Source organism: Paenibacillus phytorum, from assembly GCF_013141715.1.
GTDB classification, from domain to species: Bacteria; Bacillota; Bacilli; order Paenibacillales; family NBRC-103111; genus Paenibacillus_E; species Paenibacillus_E phytorum.
The window spans coordinates 19,614-44,996 of sequence record NZ_WHOA01000147.1; the positions used below are offsets into that span (position 1 = coordinate 19,614).

Below are 25,383 nucleotides of genomic sequence, written 5' to 3' on the forward strand. Positions count from 1 at the left end.
AAACCATTATGACCAAAAAACTGATGTTCTCCTTAACAGCTATCTTACTTATGATCCTAACCGCTTGCTCTGGACAATCAACTCCGACTAGCACCACGACCGCACCTAATGCAACCCCAGCTTCAACCCAAGCTGGCAACGTAACGCCGTCATCAGTGGAGAAAAAGATGCCTAGAGTCGCCTTTGTCTATATCGGTGTTCCCGGTGATGGGGGCTGGACCTACGAACATGATCAAGGCCGTTTAATGTTGGAAAAAGAGCTCGGCATCAAAGCGACAACGGTTGAAAATATTCCTGAAGGCCCTGATGCGGAGCGAGTTTTTGAAGAGTTAGCACAGAAGAACGATATTATTTTCGGAACGTCCTTTGGTTATATGGACCCGATGTACAATGTAGCTCAAAAGCATCCGAAGGTCACATTCCTACACGCAACAGGTTATAAAACACTGCCTAACCTAGGGACATACATGGGGCGCGAATACCAAAGTGCTTATCTCGTAGGTATGGCAGCCGGTAAAATGACTAAGAACAATCACATGGGTTATGTTGGTGCATTCCCAATCCCAGAAGTTATTTATACCATTAATGCTTTTACCCTTGGCGCACAAAGCGTTAATCCGGACATTGATGTGTCTGTGGTCTGGAGCAATACTTGGTTCGATCCGGCGACAGAGAAGCAAGCTGCGATTTCTTTGCTGGATAAAGGCGTTGACGTTTTGGCTGCGTACCAAGATTCACCTGCAAGTATTCAAGCGGCAGCGGAACGTAAAGTGTGGGGGATTGGAAACGATTCGGATATGGGCCGATTTGCGCCTGAGACATACATTTCTAACCCGAAATGGAACTGGGGACCTTACTATGTGCAGACTGTTAAAAGTGTCATGGATGGGACTTGGAAATCCAGCGCGTATTTCGGAAGCATGAAAGAAGGCATAACGGATATAGCTCCTCTAGGTAAAAATGTGCCAGCCGACGTTAAAGCCCTTGTTGAGAAGAAGAAACAAGATATCTTGAGCGGTACCTTCGAAGTATTCCAAGGACCTATCGTGGATCAAGATGGCAAGACGCGTTTTGAACAGGGTAAAAAGATGACAGACGAAGAGATTTTGGGCACAACCTGGTTTGTTAAGGGAATTAAAGGTGTCATTCCGAAATAAGTAGGAGAGGACGTTAGGACGATGACGATACAAGATATTGCTTTGATTGACGAGTGGCATCCGGTGTTGTTGTCGTCAGATCTGTTAGAAAAGCCTATACCTGTCATCGTGTTAGGTGAAAAAGTGGCTGTATTCCGTACTTCGCAAGGCGTCCACGCCTTCAAGGACTTATGCATTCATCGGGGAGTACCGTTATCACTGGGCAAAGTGAAGGGGGATGAACTCGTCTGTGCTTACCACGGTTGGTCCTACAACGGCTGCGGTACTTGTACGCGAATTCCGTCTCTGCCCGCTGATCGAGCGATTCCTTCTAAGGCGAAAGCGTTCGTCTACGCATGTGTAGAAGCGCACGGTTTCATCTGGGTGAGCCTAGGCACACCGATTCTGTCACTGCCCAAAGTAAGTGCGTTTATCCCTGACGGCTTCAAAGAAGTCATCATGGGACCTTATAGCCTGCAAGCTGCAGGACCTCGTATCATAGAGAACTTCCTCGACGTATCCCACTTGATGTTTGTACATGAGGGTCTGCTAGGTGATAGTGAATTCGCTGAAATTGGGGATTATCAGGTTTACGAGGAGGGCGGTGTCCTTACTTCAGAGGAAATCGTCGTCTATCAACCCGATCCGGATGGAACGGGGCGCGGCGTACATAGTCGATACGTATACGAAGTGTTCGGTCCGCTCAGTGTCGCTTTTACCAAAAGAGATCGCGATACGGATCATATCTTCCGGTTGTTCTTGATGGTGCTGCCGGAAACGGAGCAGATGAGCAAAGCGTTCATGTTGAAGCAGAGGAACTATGCTTATGAGGAACCTGACGAGGTTTTCGTTCAGTTCCAGGATCTGCTCATTGAGCAGGATCGTGAAATGGTCGAAAACCAGAAGCCAGAGCTGCTTCCGCTCGATCTTCAAGCGGAGCTGCATCTGAATACAGATCGCTTGAGCATCGCGTACCGCAAGCGGCTTCGGGAGCTGGGCGTCACCTTCGGGACGGCTTAGGGGTTAAATTAAAGCGCTGCGGCGCATGGGAGTAGTTCTTCTTCCCTGCGCCGCAGCGTTTTTTTTGATTATCTTTTTTTTCTATTATTCTTCATTAGCGTCATTCTTCTGGAATGGCGCAGCCAAGAATAATAGGTTCGTAAGTCGCGCAACTCCATGGTTTTAGACATAAATCCGAGGAAGGTGATGACAATCATTCTATATAAGGGTTTGCCAGTCAGATCGGTTTCTTTCTCTACTTCAGTAAATTGCACGACCATTAGTAAATCATCGTCGATAACGTATACTTCTTCTTCCTTGCGGTAGTACGGTGCTATTTTGCCACTCTTAAGCTTATCCCACAAATACTTACATATATCCTCAAGCTTTGTTTGTTCACCTTCCACACGAGTGATCCATCGACTATGGGCATGATTTGTGATGACAATATCGACGATCTTTTTATCAGCTAGTTCGATATAGAAGGGCTCATAGGTACTCCATCGGCTCATTATTTTATCTTTCATACCTTTGAACTCCTTTCTTCTCATCCATACAAGAACCAAGTGTGTTTTCCATATATATACTTATTATCATAAAGTTAACTTGTTTCGAGGGCATCACATAAATCATTTCACTGATTTCTACCTATTTTTCATTCTTGTGTAAAACATGCAAAAAGAAATGCATGAAGACGAAAAAAAGGATTGCATGATTAGCGGGAGGCTAATTATACAATCCTTTTTTAATTTGGTAAAATAATACTAGAGTTTACCACCAATCACCTGCGAGTTTTACTAGATCTTTCTGCCTAGCCTCTGCTGGACGATTAAAGGTTCTAACCGCTGCGGCAGATTCTACTTTAGATAATGATAGCTCAGTTAAGAAAGGGCTTGCATCTTCGCGCAATTCGTTACGTTTTAACATGTGAACGGCATGCTGCAATTTCGGGGTTAACTGGATAACCGGCATAGGATCACTTCTTTCTTATACGATTGGACTACACATGTATTATAGCAAATAAATGGAGGATGATGGTGGATGAGAAATAAATATGCAATAGGGTTGTGTGTGTCAATTTTCATTGTATTGCAGATTTGGTGCTCGTTCATTACCTTTCATTTCCCTTATATCGGGGTTTATGTCGAATTGACTCCACAACAACAATGGGTGATCCAGGAGATGACTCCGGAAAGCGCGAGTGCAAAGCTAAACCTCAAGCTTGGGGATATCGTCAAGCAAGTGGATGGCAAGCTTCCTGATGAATCTCCGACCATTCAAAAATGGAAAGCGATAGAGAAAGCTCGGTCGTTACTGATTTCAAGAGACGGGCTTGAGTACGAAATAGTGGTAAACAGGAATAGCACTACTTTCTACGATATGGTTCCGTTAGTAGAGGAAGGCGTATGTCTGTTCATGGCTGTTTTGCTTTTTATGAAAATGCGCCGTTCTCCATCAGCCAAGCTGCTCGCTGCTGTTTTTCTAACCATGGCTATTATTTATATGAGTCTGGGTGCCTCTGTAAGGGGAGATGTTATTGGAAAGCTGTTGATCGCCAGCTTTATGATGGCTCTGCCGATTATCTTTTTGCATTTTTTGGTTATCTTTTTCAAGGAAAAAGGCAATATGGAATTACCAACTCGAATCTTAAAATATTTGTATGCCATCGTAATCATAGCATTTGCTATAAGAAGCCTATACTTTTATCCTCCGATGGCCAAGGTGTTTCGTTATGATGGCTCCGTAACCTTAGTCTTTTTCATTATTGGCTTTGTTTTCAATATGAGTGTTTTGACATTTCTGCATGCTAAAGTTCGAAAACAACAATCCTACGTATCGAGCATTATTAAGAGTGTATGGTTGTCATTGTTGATCTCTTTTTTACCGGTCATCTGCTTCTCCTTACTTCCTCAATTAATTACGGGACAACAAATTTTAAATGGAAGGTATACAAGCGGGCTTATTTTGGTTTTCCCCATTTCATTTGCCTATTTGATTGCTTCCAATCAGTTGTATGATATTGGGCTTGTTATCAGGCGTTTTATGTTCGCTAGTTTAATGGCGATCATTCCCGTCAGCCTGTTTACAGGGGCCTATGTTTTCTTATTTGGCCAAGAAGTAGATGATAAACAAATTTTATTCATATTCATTGGTTCCATTATTCTTGTTTCGTCGGTTCTGTATGCAGCCGAGTATTGGACAACGCGGCTTGAACCATTTTTGTTCCCAAGAAAATACGCCCTGCAATTTGCTTTGAAGAAAATTTCCAAAAACCTTGGGACCATTTCCAGTTTCCGTGAGTTGAAAGAGATTATCCTCGTGGATATTGTTGGTACACTTCAGGTGATGGGTGGAGCCATTGTGTTCCAGTATAAGAACGATACCGAGATCATTTACGAAGGGGAAATAGATACTTCAGAAGTTCAGCAGCTTATCAACTCGTCATCCTTGCTCGATCATCCACTTTATACATGCATGGAGATGAATAGCCATGAAGAGTATACGAGTTATTTGATTATGACACGCAAAAAGACGAACACATTGCTTGCGAAGGAAGAGCGGCAGTGGCTGCAGCTAATTACAACCTATTTGGAAGTTAGCTTGGAGAATGTCCACTTGATCCGCAAGTTAACAGCCAGGTTGCACCAATTTGCTTCCGAGCTTCCAAGTGAAAACGCAGCGCAGGATATTCAATGGTTTCGTAAGGTGATGTTTGAACTTCAGGAAGAGGAACGAATTCGGATTGCTAGCGATCTTCATGATACGACGATGCAGGACCTTTTCTTTCTCAAAAGAAGAATATCCACGCTCGCAGATAAATCAACGATGCATCAAGAAGATCAGGTACAGTTGAAAAACATGAATAATTTTGTGGAAATGATTAATGCCAGCCTTCGCCAAAGCTGCTTTGAGTTAAATCCCCATTTGCTAAAAGAGGTAGGTCTGATTCAAACGCTGAAGATGTACTTGGAAAAGGAGTCATATACAACGCCATTTGAGCTTGAATTTCTAGCAGGTCATGCTGCTGTCATCGAAACCAAAGATTTGCTTACGAAACGGCATATCTTCCGAATCGTCCAAGAGCTGCTTAATAATGCAAAAAAACATTCGCAGGCTTCCAAAGTGAAGTTCCATATCATGGAAAGAGATTTTCGTTTCTGGTTAATTTATGAGGATAACGGAGTGGGATTTCATGACAGAGACGAAGTTCACCTGGAGATTGGCGCATCAGGCATGGGGATCGAACAAATGAGAAGCAGAGTCTTGCACGTGGGTGGACACTTTGAGCTCAACACACAAAAAGGAAACGGAACGAAGTTTATCATTACGATACCCATCGAGGAGGTGATTTCTGCATGATTGAAGTCGTTAAGACATTGGTTGTCGACGATCATCCTTTATTTGCACGTGCGACCAAATCTTTGTTAGAAGAGATCGATGGGATTGAAGTTATCGGCGTTGTCTCTAATGCCAAACAATGCTTGGAACAAGTGGAGCTGCATCAGCCTGGTCTCGTATTTCTAGATTATCAACTTCCTGATCTATCTGGCACAGAAGTCGCTGCTCAGTTAAAGGACATTTATCCGAATATGCATATTGTTATTTTTACGGGAATCGATGTGACGGGCATCTTAAATAAATTAATCGAAATCAAAGTAAGCGGCGTTCTATCGAAGGAGTCGAGCGAACGAACAATTAAAAATATGGTGAATTGTATGTTGGATGGCCATACGATGCTGCCGTTATCATTCTTTCACCAGATGCAAATCAGTGGAGAATATACGAAGGATGACTGTGTGTTACAAGAGGAAGAAGTACTCATGATGAACATGCTGGTCAAGGGAGCGACGCACGATCAAATTGCGGAACGCATCTTTATGAGCAAGCGAACTGTCGATAATTATTTACGCAAGATTTACGACAAATGGGGCGCCAAATCAAGAACAGAAGCACTAGAAAAGTTTATTAAAAGCAAGTATTACACGCAAGCTTAGGGGAGGAAATGATGCAGGACATCCAGCAGCATATGCATCGTGTTATTGATGACTATATTTATGTAGAAGATTTAAATACTCTGCTTAAATCTTTTATAGATGACAAAGAAAAAGAAAACTGTACATGGTCTAAGATCACGATTTGTATGCACAAGATGTTAGGAGGAGACTCGCCTCACATTCATCGACTTGCTGCGGTGACGGAACTGGTCATTCTCACTTTGGATATTATGGATGATTTGCAGGATCAAGATCAAGGGAGTAAGCCATGGATGCAATGTCCACAAGCCGTTACGTTGAATGCTGTTATGGCGCTGTTCATGGGAGTGTTAGGTGAATTGGGGCACTTGCAGGTCAAAGATAAGCTGCTAGTCGAAGTAAGTAAGATCATTTCGAGATCGATTAATGGCCAACAAAAAGATGTAACCAATACAATATCAACCATAGATGAATATCTGATGATGACGCAAGAGAAATCAGGTTCCTTATACCGACTTGCCTGTTACATGGGCTATTCCTCTTTAGAGTGCTCGGAAGAAACGATTGAACAGATTCATCAATTAGCTGACTGTATTGGCCTTATTCATCAAATTCAAAATGATATGAGAGATCTTATTCGGTTTGATGTGAAAAACGATTTGATTGGAAGGAAACGAACGCTTCCTGTGTTGTATTTACTTTCCATTGAAGATACGGCATTCAGCCAATTGAAGGCCTATTATGAGGGTGAAATTACCGTAAATTTCCTTTTGGAAGAGAAAGAGGATTTTTTGCAGATGATTCATGATTCCGGATGTATGGAATATGCGCGAATTGTCCAATCTGTTTGCATGCAAAAGGCGGAAGAGATTTATGAGAATTTGCAAGCTATCTCTCCTTGGAAAGAAAGGTTTAAGCAAATGACGTACGAGGATTTTCTGGATGCGGACTAGGTGGTCAAACGCACACTTTTCATGCATTTACTGATGGGGGAGTAGTGTGGACAATTGGTTCTTTGGCTTATATAGTTTTGAAGGCTGTTAAGTTCCCTGCATGTGCGGTGTACTTAATGGCCTTTTTTCAACTTCTTAGAAAAGAAAGTCTTATTGACAACTCTTCTCAATTAAAATAAAATAGGTATTACATAATAATAATTCTAAATAAGTGACTTGCCTATTTTATTACAATTTTACTTACGAAGGAGAATGCAGATGTCCCATAACCACTTAACAACGAACCAGGGTGCGCCTGTAGGCGATAACCAGAACTCACGGACAGCAGGCCAGAATGGCCCGACGCTTTTGGAGGATTACCACTTATTAGAGAAGATCGCTCATTTCGATAGGGAACGTATTCCGGAGCGTGTGGTTCATGCGCGTGGAGCGGGAGCTTTTGGAACCTTTACAGTTGAGAATTCGATGAAGCGCTATACGAAAGCGGGCTTTCTAGCTGAAGCGGGTAAAGAAACGGCGGTATTCGTACGCTTTTCCACCGTTATTCATGGTCAAGGGTCACCTGAAACAGCACGGGATCCACGTGGTTTCGCGGTTAAATTTTATACAGAAGAAGGCAATTACGATCTAGTCGGCAATAATCTGCCTGTTTTCTTTATCCGCGACGCGATGAAATTCCCTGATATGGTTCACTCCTTGAAGCCAGCGCCTGACACGAATGTTCAGACACCCGACCGCTATTGGGATTTCATGTCACTGACACCGGAATCGACGCATATGCTGACTTGGGTATTCTCGGACTATGGCACACCAGCGAATTACCGTGAAATGAATGGATTCGGTGTACATGCGTTTAAATGGATTAATTCCGTAGGGAATTATGTGTATGTGAAATATCATTGGAAACCGCATCAAGGCGTTCGCAATTTGAGTAAAGCCGAAGCATCAGCCATTCAGGGCGAGGATTTCAGCCATGCGACAAGAGATTTGTACGACCACATCGATCGCGGCGAATTCCCGAAATGGGATCTGCATGTGCAGCTGCTGCAGCCTGAGGATTTGGATGCTTACGATTTCGATCCGCTGGATCCAACAAAAGTGTGGCCAGAAGATCTGATACCTTTGAAAAAAGTAGGGACGATGACGTTAAACCGCAACGCACAGAACTTTTTTGCTGATGTGGAGCAAGCAGCTTTTGCGCCAAGTGTATTGGTATCAGGGATCGAGCCTTCAGAAGATAAGCTGCTGCAAGGACGGCTTTTCTCCTACCCAGATACACAAAGACACCGTCTCGGTGCTAACTACCTGCAAATTCCGGTGAACTGCCCTTATGCAACCGTGCAAAATAACCAGCGCGATGGCGCTATGCAAATGAAGCAGCAGCCTGGCAGTGTGAATTATGAGCCGACTCGTCATGCCGATGCACCGAAAGAAGCGCCTGAATTCCGCGACAGCAGCGCTCCACTGGGCGGATCAGTTGTGAGACAAAAAATCGCGAAAACGAATGATTTCGCACAAGCCGGAGACACATTCCGCAGCTTCAGCGAGCAGGAGCAAGCGAACTTTATTTCGAATCTGGTAGGCGACCTTTCGTCTGTTCACGAGAAATCGAAAATGCTGGCGATATGTAATTTCTACAGAGCCGATAGTGGGCTTGGAGAAAGCTTGGCAGCAGGCTTGAACGTGGATATTTCGGGTTACTTACAACATTTGAATCGCTAATGGTCATCATAAATAAATAAATTAAATGCCAATAAAACGAAGAGGAGGTTCCCATCATGGTACAACATGATCTGAATCAAGCGCTGCAGCGAATGCGCGCCAAAAACATACCTTTAACACCTCAGCGGTGTGCAATACTTACGTTTCTATATGAGCAGGGCAGTTACACAACGGTCAAAGACATATGTGAAGCATTGATCGATAAATATCCTCATATGAATGCGATGACGGTTAACAGCAGCTTGCATGTATTTAAACAGCTTGGTTTAGTTAATGAATTGCCTGTTATCGGTGCCTCCTTACGATATGAAGCGGCAATTTGTTCATAAATAATAGGTAAGGCGCTGCAGTGTGAGAAGAGATAAGATTGTCTCTTCTCACACTACAGCGCCTTTTTTTAGTATAGCCCGAATTGCTGTTTAGTGCTTTCGCGTCTGAGTTCGTTCACGGCATCCATAAGCTCTTTACTAAGATAGGATGGAGCTTCTTCATAGACAGGTTCAAGCACCTGCTGCCATTCATCCCGTTCCTCATTGGTTAGGATGTGAATGTTCATCTGCCCAATCTTCTGCAGCTCGTTCCATTGTTTGAGGTTGATGGCTATGGCATTTTGATTAGCCCAAATCGTTGTTTCCTGCATGGCTTCATCAATCGTTTTTTGCTGATTGGCGGATAGATTCTCCCAAAATACTTTATTCATTAGCACGCCATAACCTAGATAAGCATGATTGCTTATGGTTAGATATTTTTGGACTTGATACATCTTTTTAGAGTAGATGTTCGAAATCGTATTCTCCCCACCGTCTACCTGACCGGACTCCATACTGCGATAAACTTGGTTAAAAGGAATAGGGAATGTCTTCACATTCAGCTTACGAAATTGGGATTCAATGACTTTGCTTGGAAGAATCCGAAACTTCAAATCCTGAAAATCTTCCGGATGAGCAAGAGTACCGCGATTTGACGTCATTTGCTTAAAGCCATTGGCCCAAAAACCGAGACCAACGATGCCCTTTAGTTCTAATTTACGCATCAAAATGTTCCCGATCTTGCCTTGAAAAGCTTTTGCTACATCCTCATCGTTTTGAAAAACGAAGGGGAGATCCATAGCCATCCATTCAGGAACGACCTCGGATATATTAGAGAAACTCGGCGCAATCATTTGAATGCTGCCCTTCTGCAAAGCGGCGACTTCATCGGATTCATTGTACAGAGTACTGTTCGGAAATAGTTCTACTTTGATGGTGTCGTTAGTCTTTTCTTTGACTAGTTGGGCGAACTTTTGAGCCGCTAATCCTTTAGGTGTATTCTCCGCTACACTAAAGCTGAATCGAATGACCGTTTGTCGGCCGAGTCCGATCTGCTCATCATCACCCACGAGCGGCCCGTTACCCAATTGCCAGGAGAAACCGAATCCCACCGCTGTCAGGAGGCCGATTAAAAGAAACATAGTGATACCGACAAACGTTTTCATACGGACCCCCAGCTGTTTTATATCGTAAATTCAGTGTAACATAATGTAGAAGGATCTTAGAAATAAACGGTGCTGGAAAGTGAGTGATCGGCTTTGAAGATTAAGGGTCTTCGCATGAATTGGAAAATTACGATCCTGTCATTCGGTATCGTATTATTTGCGATATGTATCGGCGGTATCATTTTAATAGGCCGTGTGATTCACCTTCAGGAACAAGAGCTAGGTCAGAGACTGCTTGTTACTGCGCGCACGGTTACCCAATTGCCTTCAATTATCAGCGGGCTAACGGAACAAAACAGAAGGCAGGAAATTAATCCGATCACCGAACGTCTACGCATTATTAATGACGTTGACTATATTGTTGTTTTGGATATGAATGGCATTCGTTGGTCTCACCCGTCATCCTCCCGGATCGGGGAGCTTTCGCAGGGGGAGGACGAGCATGCTGCATTTGCCGAGCATACGTATCTTTCCAGGGCAAAAGGAGAACAAGGGACAGCGCTTAGAGCCTTCGTACCTGTCATGAATGAGCAGCACGAACAGGTAGGTGTCGTATTAGTGGGGAAGCTGGTGCCGGGACTAACCGGGATCATTCTCGACATGCGGGGGCAAATTTATGTGACGGTATTTTTGTCTTTGCTCTTTGGTATTTTGGGTTCGTGGATGCTTTCGAGGCATATTAAGGAGCAGATGTTTCGCTTGGAACCCGAGGAAATCGCCCAGCTGCTCGTAGAGCGAACCGCCACTTTCAATGCGATGCATGAAGGCGTTATTGCCATAGACAGCCATGAATACATCACAGTTTTTAACGATAACGCCAAAAAAATGCTTCAAGTCGAAGGGGAAGTACTCGGACGCCATATTCGGGAAGTGCTGCCAGATACGAGACTTCCAGAAATATTACAGCTCAATCATGCTATTTACAATCAAGAGCTGCATGTTGGTCCAGCTCATATTTTGAGTAATCGGGTTCCTATTAAAGTAGGCCAACAAACGGTTGGCGCAGTAGCTATTTTTCGGGATCGCTCTGAGGTGACGAAAATCGCTGAAGAGTTGACCGGAGTAAGGGCATTTGTTGATGCACTTCGTGTGCAGAATCATGAATATATGAACAAGCTGCACACCATCGGTGGTTTGATCCAACTTGATCATAAGCAGAAAGCGCTGGACTATTTATTCGAAACGATGGAGGCGCAATCCGAGCTTAGCAGCTTTGTCTCGAGCAAGATCGCCAATGAGAGCGCTGCTGGCTTACTTTTGGGGAAAATCAGCCGCGGCAGAGAGTTGGGCGTTGACGTTCGTTTGGACCGAGCAAGCAGGTTGATACGATTTCCAGATAATTTGGATCAGCACGACATTGTGGTCATCTTGGGGAATTTGATTGAGAATGCGTTTGATGCCCTTAAGGAGAAGGATGGGAAGAAAGAGATCTTTATCAGCATCGAGCAGGATGATGACGTATTATCGATTTTGGTCGAGGATAATGGGAAAGGCATGAGTGAGGAAACTAAACAACGGATGTTTGAGCGAGGCTTCTCCACAAATGTAGGCGAAAGCAGGGGCATTGGTTTGTATTTAATCTATAATATTGTGAATAAATGCGGGGCTCATCTGGAAGTGGAGTCTACGGTTGGCGTGGGGACGAGCTTTATTCTCACTTTCCCTATGCATACAAGAGAGGAAGAAACTCATGTACAGAGTCGTACTGATTGAGGATGATCCGATGGTTCTTGAAGTGAATAGGCAATTTGTTGAGAGGGTTTCCGGCTTTGAAATTATAGGGACAGCGTCCAATGGCATAGATGGTATCGAGAAAGTTCGTGATTTGAAGCCAGACCTCGTTATTCTTGATATTTATATGCCGGGGCAAAATGGAACCGAATTGCTGCAGCAGATTCGAACTGAACAGTTGAATACAGATGCGATTGTAATTACGGCCGCTAATGACATTCCAACGATCCAGCGGATGCTTCATCAGGGGGCAGTGGACTATATCATGAAGCCTTTTAAGTTTGAACGGGTCCGAGAGGCGCTGGAAAATTACCGAATGATGAAGAGTAGATTAGGTAAAGAATCTACACTATCACAAGTTGAATTGGATCAATTATTACATGGTAACAACGGGGGAGAACCGATTCCTGAATCATCTACGTTCAGTGTGCAAATGGATTTGCCTAAAGGTCTGCAAGCACTGACGATGAAACAAGTCATGCTGTTTCTAATGCAGCAGCATAAATCGTTATCCGCTGAAGAAGTGGCTGAGGGCGTGGGATTGGCAAGGGTAACGGCACGTAGGTATCTGGACTTTCTCGAGAAGAATAAGCAGGTGAAATTAGACCTTGAATATGGCGGGATTGGGCGCCCGATTAATAGGTATGTATGGATGGCAGAGGATAAAAGATCATAAGTCAAAGTGAAGACCAAAAAGACCATAAGTACCAATATGGTCAAATTCTTCACGCCTTCTTTTGAAAGCGATATCATGAAAACAGAAATAGATGATACAACAAAGTCTAATATCGCTTGAGGTGAAGAACGTGTCAATCCCATCGGGAGTTAATACAAGTATTATTTTGAGATTAGAATTGGATAAGGATACCGCGTCGTTCGGCAGTGTGGCTACGGCCATTAGTGATGCAGGTGGAGATATTATAGCCATTGACGTCGTTAGAACGGATAAAAACATCACGGTTCGGGATATCACGATCAATGTATACGATAACAAGCATACGGAACTGATTGCCGCGGCCATCCGCAAATTAGCGGGAGTAAAAATCGTTCATGTTTCGGATCAAACTTTTCTGCTTCATTTGGGCGGGAAAATTGAAATGAGTCCCAAGTATCCCATAAAAAATCGAGATGACCTTTCCAGGGTGTATACACCGGGTGTTGCCAAGGTGTGCATGGCGATTCACGAAAAGCCGTCGCTTGCCCATACGCTCACTATCAAACGGAATACGGTTGCGGTCATATCGGATGGTACTGCCGTACTTGGTCTGGGTAATATTGGACCTGAAGCAGCTATGCCTGTTATGGAAGGAAAGGCAATGTTGTTTAAGCAGTTAGCTGGTGTTGATGCTTTTCCGATATGTCTGGCTACACAGGATACTGATGAAATTGTAAATATTGTGAAAGCGCTATCGCCGACGTTCGGCGGAATCAATCTAGAGGATATATCTGCACCTAGATGCTTTGAGATTGAACAGCGGCTTATCGAGGAACTGGATATTCCCGTATTTCATGATGATCAGCATGGTACAGCTGTGGTGCTTTTGGCGGGGTTGTTTAATGCCGTTAAGATCGTGGGCAAGCAGCTTGAGGATTGCAAAGTCGTGCTTTGCGGCGTTGGCGCGGCAGGAACGGCTTGCACCAAAATGCTGATGGCTGCAGGTGTTCGAAATATTATCGGTGTCGACCGACAGGGTGCTATCACCCGTGATGGCGTTTACGATAATCCGTTTTGGCAATGGTACGCGGAACATACGAATCCGAAGCAGATTCAAGGATCGCTGTCTGATGTTATTGAAGGAGCAGATATTTTTATCGGCGTATCGGGTCCCGGTGTACTTAAAAGAGAAGACGTCGCCAAGATGGCGGAAAATCCGATCGTCTTTGCGATGGCAAATCCGACGCCGGAAATTCTCCCCGAAGAGGCAGAGCCTTATGTACGGGTTATGGCTACTGGCCGTTCGGACTACCCGAACCAAATCAACAATGTGTTGTGCTTCCCAGGCTTGTTTAGGGGCGTGCTGGATTGCAGGGCATCCAGAGTGACTGAGAATATGAAGCTTGCAGCAGCCAAGGCGATTGCATCGGTTGTTCAAGAGGATGAGTTGAATGAGTATTACATTATTCCAAGTGTGTTTAATCAATCTGTCGCGGAACGAGTGAGAGATGCAGTTATAGAAGCGGCTTATGAAGATGGGGTCGCAAGAAGACGCAAAGAGAAAGTCAAAGCCTAGCTTAGATAGAGATGAAGGAGGATATACGATGATAATGAAACTTAGAAAAAACCTAACACTGCAGGTACTGTTAGCCATTGTGCTCGGGATTGCGGTTGGCCAGTTTTTCCCTCATCAAGGGGAAAGCTTAAAAGTTCTTTCCGATGTGTTTGTGAAAATGATCAAGATGGTTATTGCTCCAATTGTTTTCTTTACCATTGTAATCGGGATCTCTGGTATGGGGGATATGAAAAAAGTAGGTCGAATCGGCGGCAAGGCGCTACTGTACTTTGAAATTATTACTACGTTTGCAATGGTTATCGGAGTAACTGTCATGTACATCATTCGCCCTGGCGCAGGAATGAGCACGGCTGGAGTGAAGGCCGCAGATGTTGCGAAGTATACGAAAGACGCGGCAGCAACCAGTCACGGCTTTATCGATTTCCTTACAAGTATCGTTCCGGATAACGTGATGGCTGCATTCTCCAAAGGTGATATGCTGCCGGTTCTATTCTTCTCTATCTTGTTTGGCTTGGCGATGGCTGGTCTTGGGGACAGAGTGAAACCCGTTACGAATTTCCTAGAGAAAATGAATGAAATATTCTTCCGCATTGTAGGAATCATCATGAAGTTCTCTCCAATTGCAGCTTTTGGTGCAATGTCTTATACGATCGGTAAATTCGGCGTTCATTCCTTGTTTTCTCTCGGTAAAATGATGGGGTCCGTCTATATAACCATGGCATTGTTCATCTTTATTGTGCTCGGATCCATTTGTAGAATGTATGGGTTTAGCTTAATTAAGCTCTTGAGATTCATTAAAGAAGAGCTGCTGCTTGTATTAGGGACATCTTCTTCCGAATCTGCATTGCCGCGCGTAATGGAAAAGCTGGAGAAGTTCGGCGCATCGAAGCCGGTCGTAGGTCTTGTTGTTCCCACTGGTTATTCGTTCAACCTTGACGGTACATCAATCTACTTATCTATGGCAGGGTTATTCATTGCACAAGCCTATGGTGTAGAGCTAAATTGGATTCAGGTACTGACCTTCATGGGCGTACTGATGCTAACTTCGAAAGGTGCTGCGGGTATTACCGGATCTGGCTTCGTCACACTGGCGGCAACACTAGCCGCAATTCCGAACAATGTCATTCCCATTGAAGGCATGGCGCTTCTGATTGGGGTAGACAGATTCATGTCGGAAGCGAGAGCAATTACGAACATCATTGGTAATAGCGTAGCGACAATTGTCATTGCGAAGAGTGAAAATCAGTTTAATCCAAATCCAGAAGTCAAAGATCAAGATACTTCTCTTCAAACTTCATCTGCACAAGAAGCGCCAGCTTTGTAAAGTGACTCTTTGAGGATGGCTGATAAATTTGCCTGAAAAACAATGGGTAAAAGAGGGTTATTCCATTTAATGGAATGCCCTCTTTTATTATTGTGGATGTATGTATAATGATTTTGTGATACAACAATTTCCTTGATTTCTTCTGGGCAAGCTAAGTATGTTGCCAATGTTGTATTTTCTACAACAATTTACATGCCAAAAGGCTATTTTGCAACTTGAAGTTGCAGTTTGTACAACATTTTGAGCCCATTTGTTGCAATTGAGCATATTTGACGATTGATCCCAATTTAAGACACCTCCATGTAAAGCAAGATTGGATAAATGGATCGACGGTCTCTGCTGTACAACAATTTAGCCTTTTTATATTTTTTTATGCGGATAAGTCATATATAAAGGTCTTGTCGAAAAATATTAGCATAATGAACATCTACTAATCGAAAGTATTTATTGTTGGCAAATCGTGTCTCAGGAGATGATGAGAATCTCATCTGAGGTCGCAAACCGTTTAAAAGATAGAAAATGCACCAAAAAGCGAACTATCCAAAAGAATTAGACGAAAATTGTTCGTTTTTTGAAATTGACATCGCACGTTAGTTGGTAGTAAACTAGGGAAGCGGGAAATGAAGCCGCACTAATTGAAAATGTCGAATCAACTCGTATAAAATCAGGGATAAGGCCTGAAAGTTTCTACCCAAAAACCATGAATTTTTGGACTACGAGGAAGCGAATGAGGGAAACCATAGGAAGACGATGGTCTTTTTGCATTCGGTTCTTTTGCTGTCCAGCGGATAGAATCATGTATTCTAGCTCTGGGCGTTTTTTGGGTTTAAGGTTATAGATGATGTATTGTAAACATGGTTTTAACACTACCATATAAGATGAGAGTAGGTTTGAAGTGATGACGGTACGTGTAGGTGTCATAATGGGAAGCCAATCGGATTGGGAAACGATGAAGCACGCATGCGACATGTTGGAAGAGCTGGGAGTGCCTTATGAGAAAAAGGTGGTTTCTGCGCATAGAACGCCGGACCTTATGTTCGAATATGCAGCTTCGGCGGCAGGCCGCGGCATTCAAGTAATTATTGCCGGAGCAGGAGGGGCGGCGCATCTACCAGGGATGGTAGCAGCCAAAACGGAGCTTCCGGTTATTGGTGTTCCAGTCAAAACGTCCACGCTGAACGGACTTGATTCCTTGCTCTCGATCGTGCAAATGCCAGGCGGGATTCCAGTTGCGACGGTAGCAATCGGTCATGCGGGCGCAACGAATGCAGGCCTCTTGGCAGCGCAAATTCTTGGCGCATTCGAGCCAGAGCTGCAAGCGAAGGTCAGAGCGCGTCGGGAACGCATCGCACAGACCGTGATTGAAAGCAGTGACCTGTTATGAGTGAAGCTTCAAACTTAAGCGATAAGGTCATCAAGCCAGGCGGCACGATCGGCATCTTGGGCGGTGGGCAGCTAGGCCGAATGCTGGCCTTGGCCGGACGCAACATGGGGTATCGCTTCGTGACGCTCGACCCTACGGATGACGCACCTTGCGGTCAAGTAGCGGATGAGCAAATTCAGGCGGATTTTGACGATGTTGAAGCGGCGAGAAAGCTCGCAGCCCTGTCGGACGTCATCACCTACGAATTTGAGAACGTTGATGCGCATGTGACCAACATCTTAATGAAAGAGTCATATGTTCCTCAAGGAAGTGAGCTTTTATACACGACCCAGCATCGTCTGCGTGAAAAGAGAGCGATTGAAGCAGCAGGCGTACCTGTGGCTCCATATGCTGAAATCACTAGCGCAGCTGATTTGCGTGAAGCGGCTGAACGCTTCGGGACTCCGTGCGTGCTCAAAACAGCAACTGGCGGCTACGATGGCAAAGGGCAATGGGTTCTTCGCTCGCTGGACGAGGTGGAGGAAGCTTACGAAACGCTCAGCCGCGCCAAAACAGAGCTGGTTCTCGAACAATTCATTCATTTTGACAAAGAATTATCCGTGATTGCGGCAAGAAGTCTACGCGGCGAGGTGAAGGCTTTTCCCGCTGCTGAAAATATACATGTACATAACATCCTGCATCAATCGATCGTTCCGGCGCGAATCCCTGCTCAGGTGCAAAAGGAAGCTGAAGAGCTTGCAGTACGCATCGCAGAATCGCTTGGTGTGATTGGTTTGATCGCAGTGGAGTTATTCCTGACGAAGGATGGACAGCTTTACGTCAATGAGCTTGCGCCACGCCCGCACAATTCAGGTCATTACACGATGGAAGCGTGCCGGACTTCACAGTTCGAGCAGCATGTTCGCGCGATTTGCAACCTGCCGCTTGGTTCTACCGAGCTGCTGTCACCAGTTGTGATGGTCAATTTGCTTGGTGAGCATATCGAACCGCTGCTAGGACTGATCGACCGACCTGATTTCCTGGAACACAGTGAATTAGGCGTTTCCGCGAAGGTTCATCTATATGGCAAGAAAGAAGCGAAAGAAAAGCGCAAGATGGGACACATCAATCTACTTACAAGCGACGTAGCGAAAGCACTGACTTGGATAGAACAGACTAGCATTTGGGAAAGTAAGTAAAAGAACTCATTGGAGGAACATCTAACATGATTGAACGTTATACACGCCCAGAAATGGCACGCATTTGGACAGAGGAAAATAAATTCCAAGCTTGGCTTGAAGTCGAGATTCTTTCTTGCGAAGCATGGTCAGAGCTCGGAGTTATTCCTAAGGAAGATGTGAAAGTACTGCGCGAGAACGCAAGTTTCAACATTGACCGCATTTATGAAATCGAGCAAGAGACGCGTCATGACGTAATCGCCTTCACTAGAGCAGTTTCCGAAACGCTGGGACCTGAGCGCAAATGGGTTCACTACGGTTTGACTTCGACAGACGTTGTCGATACGGCACTGGGCTACTTGCTAAGACAAGCAAACGAGATTTTGGACAAAGACATTCAGAATTTCATCGAAATCCTTCGCAATAAAGCGATCGAACATAAAGATACAGCCATGATGGGCAGAACGCATGGTGTGCATGCAGAGCCGACGACTTTTGGTTTGAAAATGGCGCTTTGGTACGAGGAAATGAAGCGTAACCTGGAGCGTTTCCGTTTTGCAGCTGATGGCGTACAATTCGGTAAAATCTCAGGTGCAGTAGGCACCTACGCGAACATTGATCCGTTCGTTGAAGAGTATGTGTGCGGCAAGCTGGGCACGAAAGCAGCTCCGATCTCTACACAAACTTTGCAGCGTGACCGTCACGCGGAATACATGGCGACGATAGCGCTAGTTGCTACTTCCCTTGATAAATTCGCTACAGAAATTCGCGCACTTCAGAAGAGTGAGTTCCGTGAGGTTGAAGAGCCTTTTGCAAAAGGTCAAAAAGGTTCCTCCGCAATGCCGCATAAGCGTAACCCGATTGGTTGCGAAAGCATTTCCGGTCTGTCCCGTGTGATTCGTGGGCACATGGTTTCAGCTTATGAGAACGTGACGCTTTGGCATGAGCGCGACATTTCGCACTCCTCCGTTGAGCGTATTATCCTGCCGGATGCGACGCAGCTGCTTAACTACATGCTGAACCGTCTAGGCAACATCATCAAGAACTTGACTGTATTCCCTGAAAATATGAAGCGCAACATGCGCAGCACCTATGACGTTCCTTTCTCTGGCCGCGTGATGACGAAGCTGATCGACAAAGGCTTTGCTCGTGAGCAAGCGTACGATACGGTTCAGCCTAGAGCGATGCAAGCATGGGAAGAGCAGCGTTCGTTCCGCGAAATCGTGGAGAATGCTTCCGTGATTACAGAAGTGTTAAGCCCAGAAGAGATCGCAGATTGCTTCGATCCAAGCTGGCATTTGAAACACGTAGACACGATCTTTAACCGCTTAGGTTTGAAATAGAAAACAACATTTTTAGCAGGAAGGATGTGTGCTTCGTGGCAAGCAATATCGTGGATTCAGCCGTTGAAATGATTAACGCTCCCCTGGTTCATAAGGGTAAAGTACGTGAACTGTATAATCTGGGCGAACATTTCCTTATCGTGGTGACGGATCGGATTTCGGCTTTTGATTACATGTTGAAGCCTGGTATTCCTGATAAGGGGTACGTTCTGAACGCGCTAAGTAAATACTGGTTCGGTGTGACGAGCGGCTACATGAGTAATCACATTGTGCACACAGACGTGGAAAAGCTCCACGCGATTATTCCGAGTGCGGAAGATAGAGAGCTTCTAAGGGAACGTATTATTGTAGCGAAAAAAGCGGAGCGCATCTCCATTGAATGCGTGGTTCGCGGGTACATCACAGGCAACGGCTGGAGACAGTACGAGAAAACCGGCGAGATTAATGGCCGCAAACTGCCTGAAGGCCTGCGTAAAAACGAGCGCTTGCAAGATCCTATTTTCACACCTGCGGCTAAAAATGATGTCGGTCATGACGAAGACATTTCCGTGGAACAAATGATTGAATTAGTCGGCGAGAAGCTGACTTATGAGCTGCAAGAGCGAAGCATCATGCTTTACACGTTGGCTCATGCGATTTGTGAGCAAAAGGGCATTATTTTAGCAGATACGAAGTTTGAATTCGGCTTTTATGCGGGTGAACTTATTATTATTGATGAAATTTTCACGCCGGATTCCTCGCGTTACTGGTCAGAAGATAAATACGCCCTGGATATCGAGATTGATTCGATGGACAAAGAGCCCGTACGTACCTATCTAGCGGGATCGGGCTGGGATAAAAATAGTGAGCCGGATGAGCTTCCAGCTTCCGTTGTGGAAGAAACTTCGAACCGTTATAAAGAAATTTTACACCGTTTGGTGGATTAGTGCAGAGATAAAGGGCGGGGTTGGCGGCGATTACCTTCCTCCAATTCCTGCCCAGGTTGAGAATAAGAGTCTCTAGAGGCTCCTATTTCTAAGAAAAGAGCAAAAAATTGCGGATAAGAGTCTTTAAAGCCTCTTATTTCCATGATTATCAATAAAAAAGTTGCATTTTGGGGAAATAAGAGTCTCTAGAAGCTGCTATTTCCCGGATATAGTAAGAAAAATGAGAAATAAGAGCCTTTAGGGACTTCTAAATGGGCTCCAGTCCATGCCAGCTGCTCTGGCGAATAACGCTAAGGAGAGATTTGAGATGAAAGCAACGGTCTACGTAACGATCAAGCAGAACGTATTGGATGTTCAAGGAACTGCGGTGCAAGGAGCGCTTCATTCCATGGGTTTTGACGAAGTTGGCAAGGTGCGCATCGGGAAATACTTGGAGTTAGAACTGGATGTGGCGGATAAAGCAGAAGCAGAAGCGCGCGTAAAAGCAATGTGCGAGAAGCTGCTTGCGAACACGGTTATCGAAGACTACCGCTACGAGTTGGCGTAATAAACCAGAAGAAGGAGGAAAACGTCATGAATTTTGCGGTTCTTGTATTTCCGGGATCGAACTGCGACATCGATATGTACAAGGCAATCGAAGATACCATTGGTCAGCCGGTTGATTATGTTTGGCATACAGATGGCGACTTGTCCAAATACGACTGCATCCTCGTGCCGGGTGGATTCTCTTATGGGGATTACCTGCGTTGCGGAGCGATTGCACAATTTACGAACGTAATGAAAGCTGTAGTTAAGGCTGCGGAAGAAGGCAAGTACATTCTAGGTATTTGTAACGGATTCCAAGTGTTAACGGAAGCAAGATTACTGCCAGGCGCTTTGCTGCGCAACAACGGAATGAAATTCCGCTGCCACCAAACGATCCTTAAAGTGGAGAACAACACGACGGCTTTCACGCGTGATTACGCGGAGGGCGAGCTGATTGAAATTCCAATCGCTCACGGCGAAGGTAACTATTATTGTGACGAAGCTACGCTAAAAGAATTACAAGAAAACAATCAAATCGTTTTCCGTTATGAAGCGGGCAACAACCCGAACGGATCACTAGATGATATCGCAGGAATCAGCAATAAAGCAGGTAATGTCGTTGGTATGATGCCTCATCCGGAGCGTGCCGTTCATGAGATTCTTGGCTCCGCAGATGGTAAGAAAATCTTTACATCAATTCTAAGCGCTTGGAGGGAAAAACATGACGCAGCAGCTATCCGTTAATGAACCAACAGCCGAGCAAATCGCGGAGCAGAAAATTTACAAGCAAATGGGCGTAACGGACGAAGAGTTTGCCAAAATTTGCGGCTTTCTTGGACGCAATCCGAACTATGTTGAGATCGGTGTATTCAGCGTTATGTGGTCCGAGCACTGTTCATACAAAAATTCCAAACCTGTTCTTCGTAAATTCCCAGTTACAGGACCTCGCGTTCTGATGGGACCTGGCGAAGGCGCAGGGATTGTAGATATCGGAGACAACCAAGCGGTTGTTTTCAAAATAGAAAGTCACAACCACCCTTCCGCTATTGAGCCTTATCAAGGCGCGGCGACAGGTGTGGGCGGTATTATTCGTGATATTTTCTCCATGGGCGCGCGTCCGGTAGCGCTTCTGAATTCCTTGCGTTTCGGCAAGCTGGAAAACGACCGCGTGAAGTACTTGTTCGAGCACGTTGTATCAGGAATCGCTGGATACGGGAACTGTATCGGGATTCCGACAGTCGGCGGCGAAGTGATGTTCGACGAGAGCTACGAGGGGAACCCGCTCGTTAATGCAATGTGTGTGGGTCTTATCGACCACAACATGATTCAACGCGGTGTTGCCAAAGGTGTTGGCAACCCAGTGTTCTACGTTGGACCGGCTACGGGCCGCGACGGTATCCACGGTGCGACATTCGCATCCGAGGAGCTTACGGCTGAGTCCGAAGCGAAGCGCCCAGCGGTACAAGTGGGCGATCCGTTCATGGAGAAGCTCGTGCTGGAAGCGTGCTTAGAGTTAATTAATTCCGGCATCGTGCTCGGAATTCAAGATATGGGCGCTGCGGGGCTTACTTGCTCCAGCGCAGAGATGGCTAGTAAAGCGGGCAACGGCATGGAGCTTTACCTCGATGAAGTTCCGCAACGCGAAGAAGGCATGACAGCATATGAAATGATGCTGTCTGAGTCTCAGGAGCGTATGCTTTTCGTTGTTGAGCCGAAGCATGAGGCGCAAGCTAAGGGCATTTTTGAGCGCTGGGGCTTGCACTGCGCGAAAGTCGGCAAGGTAACCGATGACGGTTACCTGAAGTTGATCCACCACGGTGAAGTCGTGGGGAACATGCCTGTCGGCGCACTCGTCGACGAGTGCCCGGTTTACAATAAGCCGAGCAAAGTGCCGGCTTATTACGAAGCTAGCGCATCGATCGACACGACTCGTTACCCCGAGGTAACGAAATTGACGGATGCGCTGAAATCAGTGCTCGCGTCTCCGACGGTAGCGAGCAAAGAGTGGGTGTACAACCAGTATGACCACATGGTTCGTACAGATACGGCAGTGCGTCCGGGTTCGGACGCAGCGGTTGTGACGATTCGCGGAACCCGTAAGGGCCTCGCGATGACAACCGACTGCAACGGACGCTACGTGTACCTGGATCCGGAAGTAGGCGGACGGATCGCGGTTTCTGAAGCAGCGCGTAACGTTGTCTGCTCAGGCGCTGAGCCGCTCGCGGTTACGGATAACCTGAACTTCGGTAGCCCAGACAAGCCAGAAATTTTCTGGCAGCTGGAGAAATCCACAGATGGTATGGCAGAAGCTTGCCGCTTCTTGGATACACCGGTTATCGGCGGTAACGTCTCGCTTTACAACGAGAACGCTAAAGGTGCAATCTACCCAACTCCGGTTATCGGGATGGTTGGTCTTGTTCATGACATAGACCACATCACGACGCAAAGCTTCAAAAAAGAAGGCGACATCATCATCCTGCTCGGCGAGACGAAAGATGAGCTCGGCGGCAGCGAATTCCAATATGTGATTCACGGTGTAACCGAAGGCCGTCCTCCTGAATTGGACTTGGCTACAGAGAAACGCCTGCAAAATGCTGTACTAAAAGCAATTCAAGAAGGTCTTGTTGCTTCTGCGCATGACTTATCCGAAGGTGGCTTGGCTGTTGCTTTGGCTGAAAGCTGTATCGGCGGTAAATTGGGCGCAGCTGTTAATGTGGCGTCTGACCTTCGTCCTGACTTCACGCTATTCAGTGAAACACAATCCCGTATTTTGCTGAGTGCTTCCCCTGATAAAGCGGACGCTTTGAAACACTGGATTGCTTCACAAGGCGTACCCTATCAAGAAATTGGAACAGTTACAGGTGCAGATCTGACCGTTAAAATCAACAACGAACAGCGTCTCCAGTCTCCGGTAAGCGAGCTGGCGAAAGTCTGGAAGGATGCGATTCCATGTCTAATGGCATAAAACAATCCGAGGCCCTAAAGCTTCCTGCTGCTCCTGTTGTCCAAGTGGGCGACGGGCAGCATGAGCTTTGGACAGGAGAGTATTTCAACGAAGGTGTAGGCGGCCAAGGCGGATTGTTTGATAAGCTGAATGAGGAGTGTGGGGTGTTCGGGGTGTATGGTCATCCCGACGCTTCCTCTCTGTGCTATTACGGGCTGCATGCATTGCAGCATCGTGGACAGGAAAGTGCCGGCATATGCACAGTGGAAGACGGTAAGTTTAACTATTATCGCGGCATGGGACTGGCCAAAGAGGTGTTCACTAACGAGAATTTGTCGCCTCTGACAGGTTCCACAGCGATTGCGCATGTGCGTTATTCCACAGCAGGCGAGAGCAAGCTAGCGAATGCACAACCGCTTGTTTTCAAATACCGTGAGGGCGATCTTGCGATTGCGACGAATGGTAACCTCGATAATGCAAACATTATTAAACGGGAGCTTGAGCGGAAGGGTTCGATTTTCCAAACAACAAGCGACACCGAGGTTATGGCGCATTTGATTGCCCGTTCGGAGCACGACGATATTGTGGATGCGGTTAAAGATGCGATGAATCAAGTTATCGGCGGCTTTGCCTTCCTGATCGTCACCAAGGACAAATTGATCGCTGCGCTCGATCCGAACGGACTTCGTCCCTTCATGATCGGCCGTCTGGGAGATGCGTACTTGTTCGCTTCCGAGTCCTGCGCCTTCGATGCGGTGGGAGCTACGTATTTCCGTGATGTGCAGCCGGGGGAAATCATCGTGATTGACCGCGACGGCTTCCGGTCGGAGCGTTTCACGGAAAGCGGCCGACGCGCGATTTGTGCGATGGAGTATATCTACTTTGCTCGTCCAGATAGTGACATTGATACGGTGAATATTCACTCCGCACGTAAGCGGATGGGTAAGAAACTGGCGATGGAAGCTTTCGTTGACGCTGATATTGTAACAGGGGTGCCGGATTCGAGTATTTCGGCTGCAATTGGTTATGCGGAACAAACGGGTATCCCTTATGAGCTGGGTCTGATCAAGAACCGCTACACAGGCCGGACATTCATCATTCCAAGCCAAGAACTTCGTGAGCAAGGTGTTAAAATGAAGCTGAGTGCCGTTCGCAAAGTCGTCGAAGGCAAGCGTGTTGTCATGATTGATGACTCCATCGTTCGCGGGACAACGTCACTCCGAATCGTCAATTTACTTAGAGAAGCTGGAGCAACAGAAGTGCACGTGCGTATCTCTTCGCCACCTTTTATGAACCCATGCTACTACGGGATTGATACACCGGATCGGAAAGAGCTGATCGCTGCGATGAATTCTATTGAAGAGATTCGTAAAGCGATCAACGCGGATTCCCTGCATTTTTTGACAAAAGAAGGTTTGCTGGATTCGATCGGTCAAGGTTCGGCAGGGGCGGAAAGCGGCTACTGTACGGCTTGCTTCGATAATACTTATCCAACAGAAATTGTGGATGTTACTAAGGTTGGTTGTGCTTGCGATTAATTGGTTAATAGATTGGGAATGC

Annotated in this window: 21 protein-coding genes and 1 riboswitch; of the genes, 19 read left to right on the forward strand and 2 right to left on the reverse strand. The window is 45.8% G+C overall.

Going from position 1 to position 25,383, the window contains the following annotated elements; all coding sequences use genetic code 11:
* Positions 1–8 precede the first annotated feature (8 nt).
* Both GC098_RS21825 and GC098_RS21830 read left to right on the forward strand, forming a co-directional pair.
* Positions 9–1,157 (forward strand): BMP family ABC transporter substrate-binding protein, encoded by a 1,149-nt coding sequence (locus GC098_RS21825; protein ID WP_171645335.1) that lies wholly within the window; start codon positions 9–11, stop codon positions 1,155–1,157.
* Between the two features lie 21 nt (positions 1,158–1,178).
* On the forward strand, positions 1,179–2,156 hold the full coding sequence (locus GC098_RS21830; protein WP_171645336.1) for a Rieske 2Fe-2S domain-containing protein: 978 nt from the start codon (positions 1,179–1,181) through the stop codon (positions 2,154–2,156).
* A 68-nt stretch (positions 2,157–2,224) separates the two neighbouring features.
* Here GC098_RS21830 and GC098_RS21835 read toward each other — a convergent pair whose 3' ends face one another.
* Positions 2,225–2,662: a hypothetical protein gene (locus tag GC098_RS21835; protein WP_171645337.1), complete on the reverse strand. Its 438-nt coding sequence runs from the start codon at positions 2,660–2,662 to the stop codon at positions 2,225–2,227.
* A gap of 514 nt (positions 2,663–3,176) precedes the next feature.
* On the opposite strand from GC098_RS21835, the gene GC098_RS21840 reads away from it, so the two are divergent.
* The 5 genes from GC098_RS21840 (at position 3,177) to GC098_RS21860 (ending at position 9,113) form a co-directional block, all read left to right on the forward strand.
* Complete coding sequence (locus GC098_RS21840; RefSeq protein ID WP_171645338.1) at positions 3,177–5,495, forward strand: ATP-binding protein; 2,319 nt, start codon at positions 3,177–3,179, stop codon at positions 5,493–5,495.
* On the forward strand, positions 5,492–6,130 hold the full coding sequence (locus GC098_RS21845; RefSeq protein WP_171645339.1) for a response regulator transcription factor: 639 nt from the start codon (positions 5,492–5,494) through the stop codon (positions 6,128–6,130). Before GC098_RS21840 ends, GC098_RS21845 begins: the two co-directional genes overlap by 4 nt.
* A gap of 11 nt (positions 6,131–6,141) precedes the next feature.
* A complete protein-coding gene (locus tag GC098_RS21850) occupies positions 6,142–7,062 on the forward strand; it encodes a polyprenyl synthetase family protein (RefSeq protein WP_171645340.1) in 921 nt (306 codons plus the stop codon).
* A 258-nt stretch (positions 7,063–7,320) separates the two neighbouring features.
* The gene (locus tag GC098_RS21855) at positions 7,321–8,784 is read left to right on the forward strand and encodes a catalase (protein WP_171645341.1); all 1,464 of its coding nucleotides are present in this window, start codon (positions 7,321–7,323) and stop codon (positions 8,782–8,784) included.
* 56 nt (positions 8,785–8,840) lie between these two features.
* On the forward strand, positions 8,841–9,113 hold the full coding sequence (locus tag GC098_RS21860) for a Fur family transcriptional regulator (RefSeq protein WP_171645342.1): 273 nt from the start codon (positions 8,841–8,843) through the stop codon (positions 9,111–9,113).
* Between the two features lie 68 nt (positions 9,114–9,181).
* Here the strand turns inward: GC098_RS21860 and GC098_RS21865 are convergent, their stop codons facing one another.
* Entirely contained in the window at positions 9,182–10,258 is a 1,077-nt protein-coding gene (locus GC098_RS21865) for a DctP family TRAP transporter solute-binding subunit (RefSeq protein ID WP_171645343.1), read from the reverse strand.
* Between the two features lie 114 nt (positions 10,259–10,372).
* Here GC098_RS21865 and GC098_RS21870 point away from each other — a divergent pair, with 114 nt between their 5' ends.
* The 12 genes from GC098_RS21870 (at position 10,373) to purF (ending at position 25,361) form a co-directional block, all read left to right on the forward strand.
* The gene (locus tag GC098_RS21870; protein ID WP_281367106.1) at positions 10,373–11,971 is read left to right on the forward strand and encodes an ATP-binding protein; all 1,599 of its coding nucleotides are present in this window, start codon (positions 10,373–10,375) and stop codon (positions 11,969–11,971) included.
* Positions 11,949–12,665 carry a response regulator gene (locus GC098_RS21875; protein WP_171645345.1) on the forward strand — a complete coding sequence of 239 codons (717 nt, stop codon included), beginning with the start codon at positions 11,949–11,951 and terminating at the stop codon, positions 12,663–12,665. The genes GC098_RS21870 and GC098_RS21875 overlap by 23 nt, the downstream gene beginning before the upstream one ends.
* Before the next feature lie 130 nt (positions 12,666–12,795).
* On the forward strand, positions 12,796–14,220 hold the full coding sequence (locus tag GC098_RS21880; protein ID WP_171645430.1) for an NAD-dependent malic enzyme: 1,425 nt from the start codon (positions 12,796–12,798) through the stop codon (positions 14,218–14,220).
* Between the two features lie 28 nt (positions 14,221–14,248).
* Complete coding sequence (locus GC098_RS21885; protein ID WP_376773923.1) at positions 14,249–15,544, forward strand: dicarboxylate/amino acid:cation symporter; 1,296 nt, start codon at positions 14,249–14,251, stop codon at positions 15,542–15,544.
* 634 nt (positions 15,545–16,178) lie between these two features.
* Positions 16,179–16,280: riboswitch (purine riboswitch) on the forward strand.
* A gap of 162 nt (positions 16,281–16,442) precedes the next feature.
* The gene (gene purE / locus GC098_RS21890) at positions 16,443–16,928 is read left to right on the forward strand and encodes a 5-(carboxyamino)imidazole ribonucleotide mutase (protein WP_029198283.1); all 486 of its coding nucleotides are present in this window, start codon (positions 16,443–16,445) and stop codon (positions 16,926–16,928) included.
* The gene (purK, locus tag GC098_RS21895; RefSeq protein ID WP_171645346.1) at positions 16,925–18,106 is read left to right on the forward strand and encodes a 5-(carboxyamino)imidazole ribonucleotide synthase; all 1,182 of its coding nucleotides are present in this window, start codon (positions 16,925–16,927) and stop codon (positions 18,104–18,106) included. The genes purE and purK overlap by 4 nt, the downstream gene beginning before the upstream one ends.
* Before the next feature lie 26 nt (positions 18,107–18,132).
* Positions 18,133–19,428: an adenylosuccinate lyase gene (gene purB, locus GC098_RS21900; protein WP_171645347.1), complete on the forward strand. Its 1,296-nt coding sequence runs from the start codon at positions 18,133–18,135 to the stop codon at positions 19,426–19,428.
* A gap of 68 nt (positions 19,429–19,496) precedes the next feature.
* A complete protein-coding gene (locus GC098_RS21905) occupies positions 19,497–20,354 on the forward strand; it encodes a phosphoribosylaminoimidazolesuccinocarboxamide synthase (RefSeq protein WP_171645432.1) in 858 nt (285 codons plus the stop codon).
* A 307-nt stretch (positions 20,355–20,661) separates the two neighbouring features.
* A complete protein-coding gene (purS, locus tag GC098_RS21910; RefSeq protein ID WP_171645348.1) occupies positions 20,662–20,901 on the forward strand; it encodes a phosphoribosylformylglycinamidine synthase subunit PurS in 240 nt (79 codons plus the stop codon).
* Between the two features lie 26 nt (positions 20,902–20,927).
* The gene (purQ, locus tag GC098_RS21915; RefSeq protein ID WP_171645349.1) at positions 20,928–21,623 is read left to right on the forward strand and encodes a phosphoribosylformylglycinamidine synthase subunit PurQ; all 696 of its coding nucleotides are present in this window, start codon (positions 20,928–20,930) and stop codon (positions 21,621–21,623) included.
* Positions 21,601–23,844, forward strand: a complete 2,244-nt coding sequence (gene purL / locus GC098_RS21920; RefSeq protein ID WP_171645350.1) for a phosphoribosylformylglycinamidine synthase subunit PurL — start codon at positions 21,601–21,603, stop codon at positions 23,842–23,844. Before purQ ends, purL begins: the two co-directional genes overlap by 23 nt.
* Positions 23,829–25,361 carry an amidophosphoribosyltransferase gene (gene purF, locus GC098_RS21925; protein WP_171645351.1) on the forward strand — a complete coding sequence of 511 codons (1,533 nt, stop codon included), beginning with the start codon at positions 23,829–23,831 and terminating at the stop codon, positions 25,359–25,361. The genes purL and purF overlap by 16 nt, the downstream gene beginning before the upstream one ends.
* Positions 25,362–25,383: the final 22 nt, after the last annotated feature.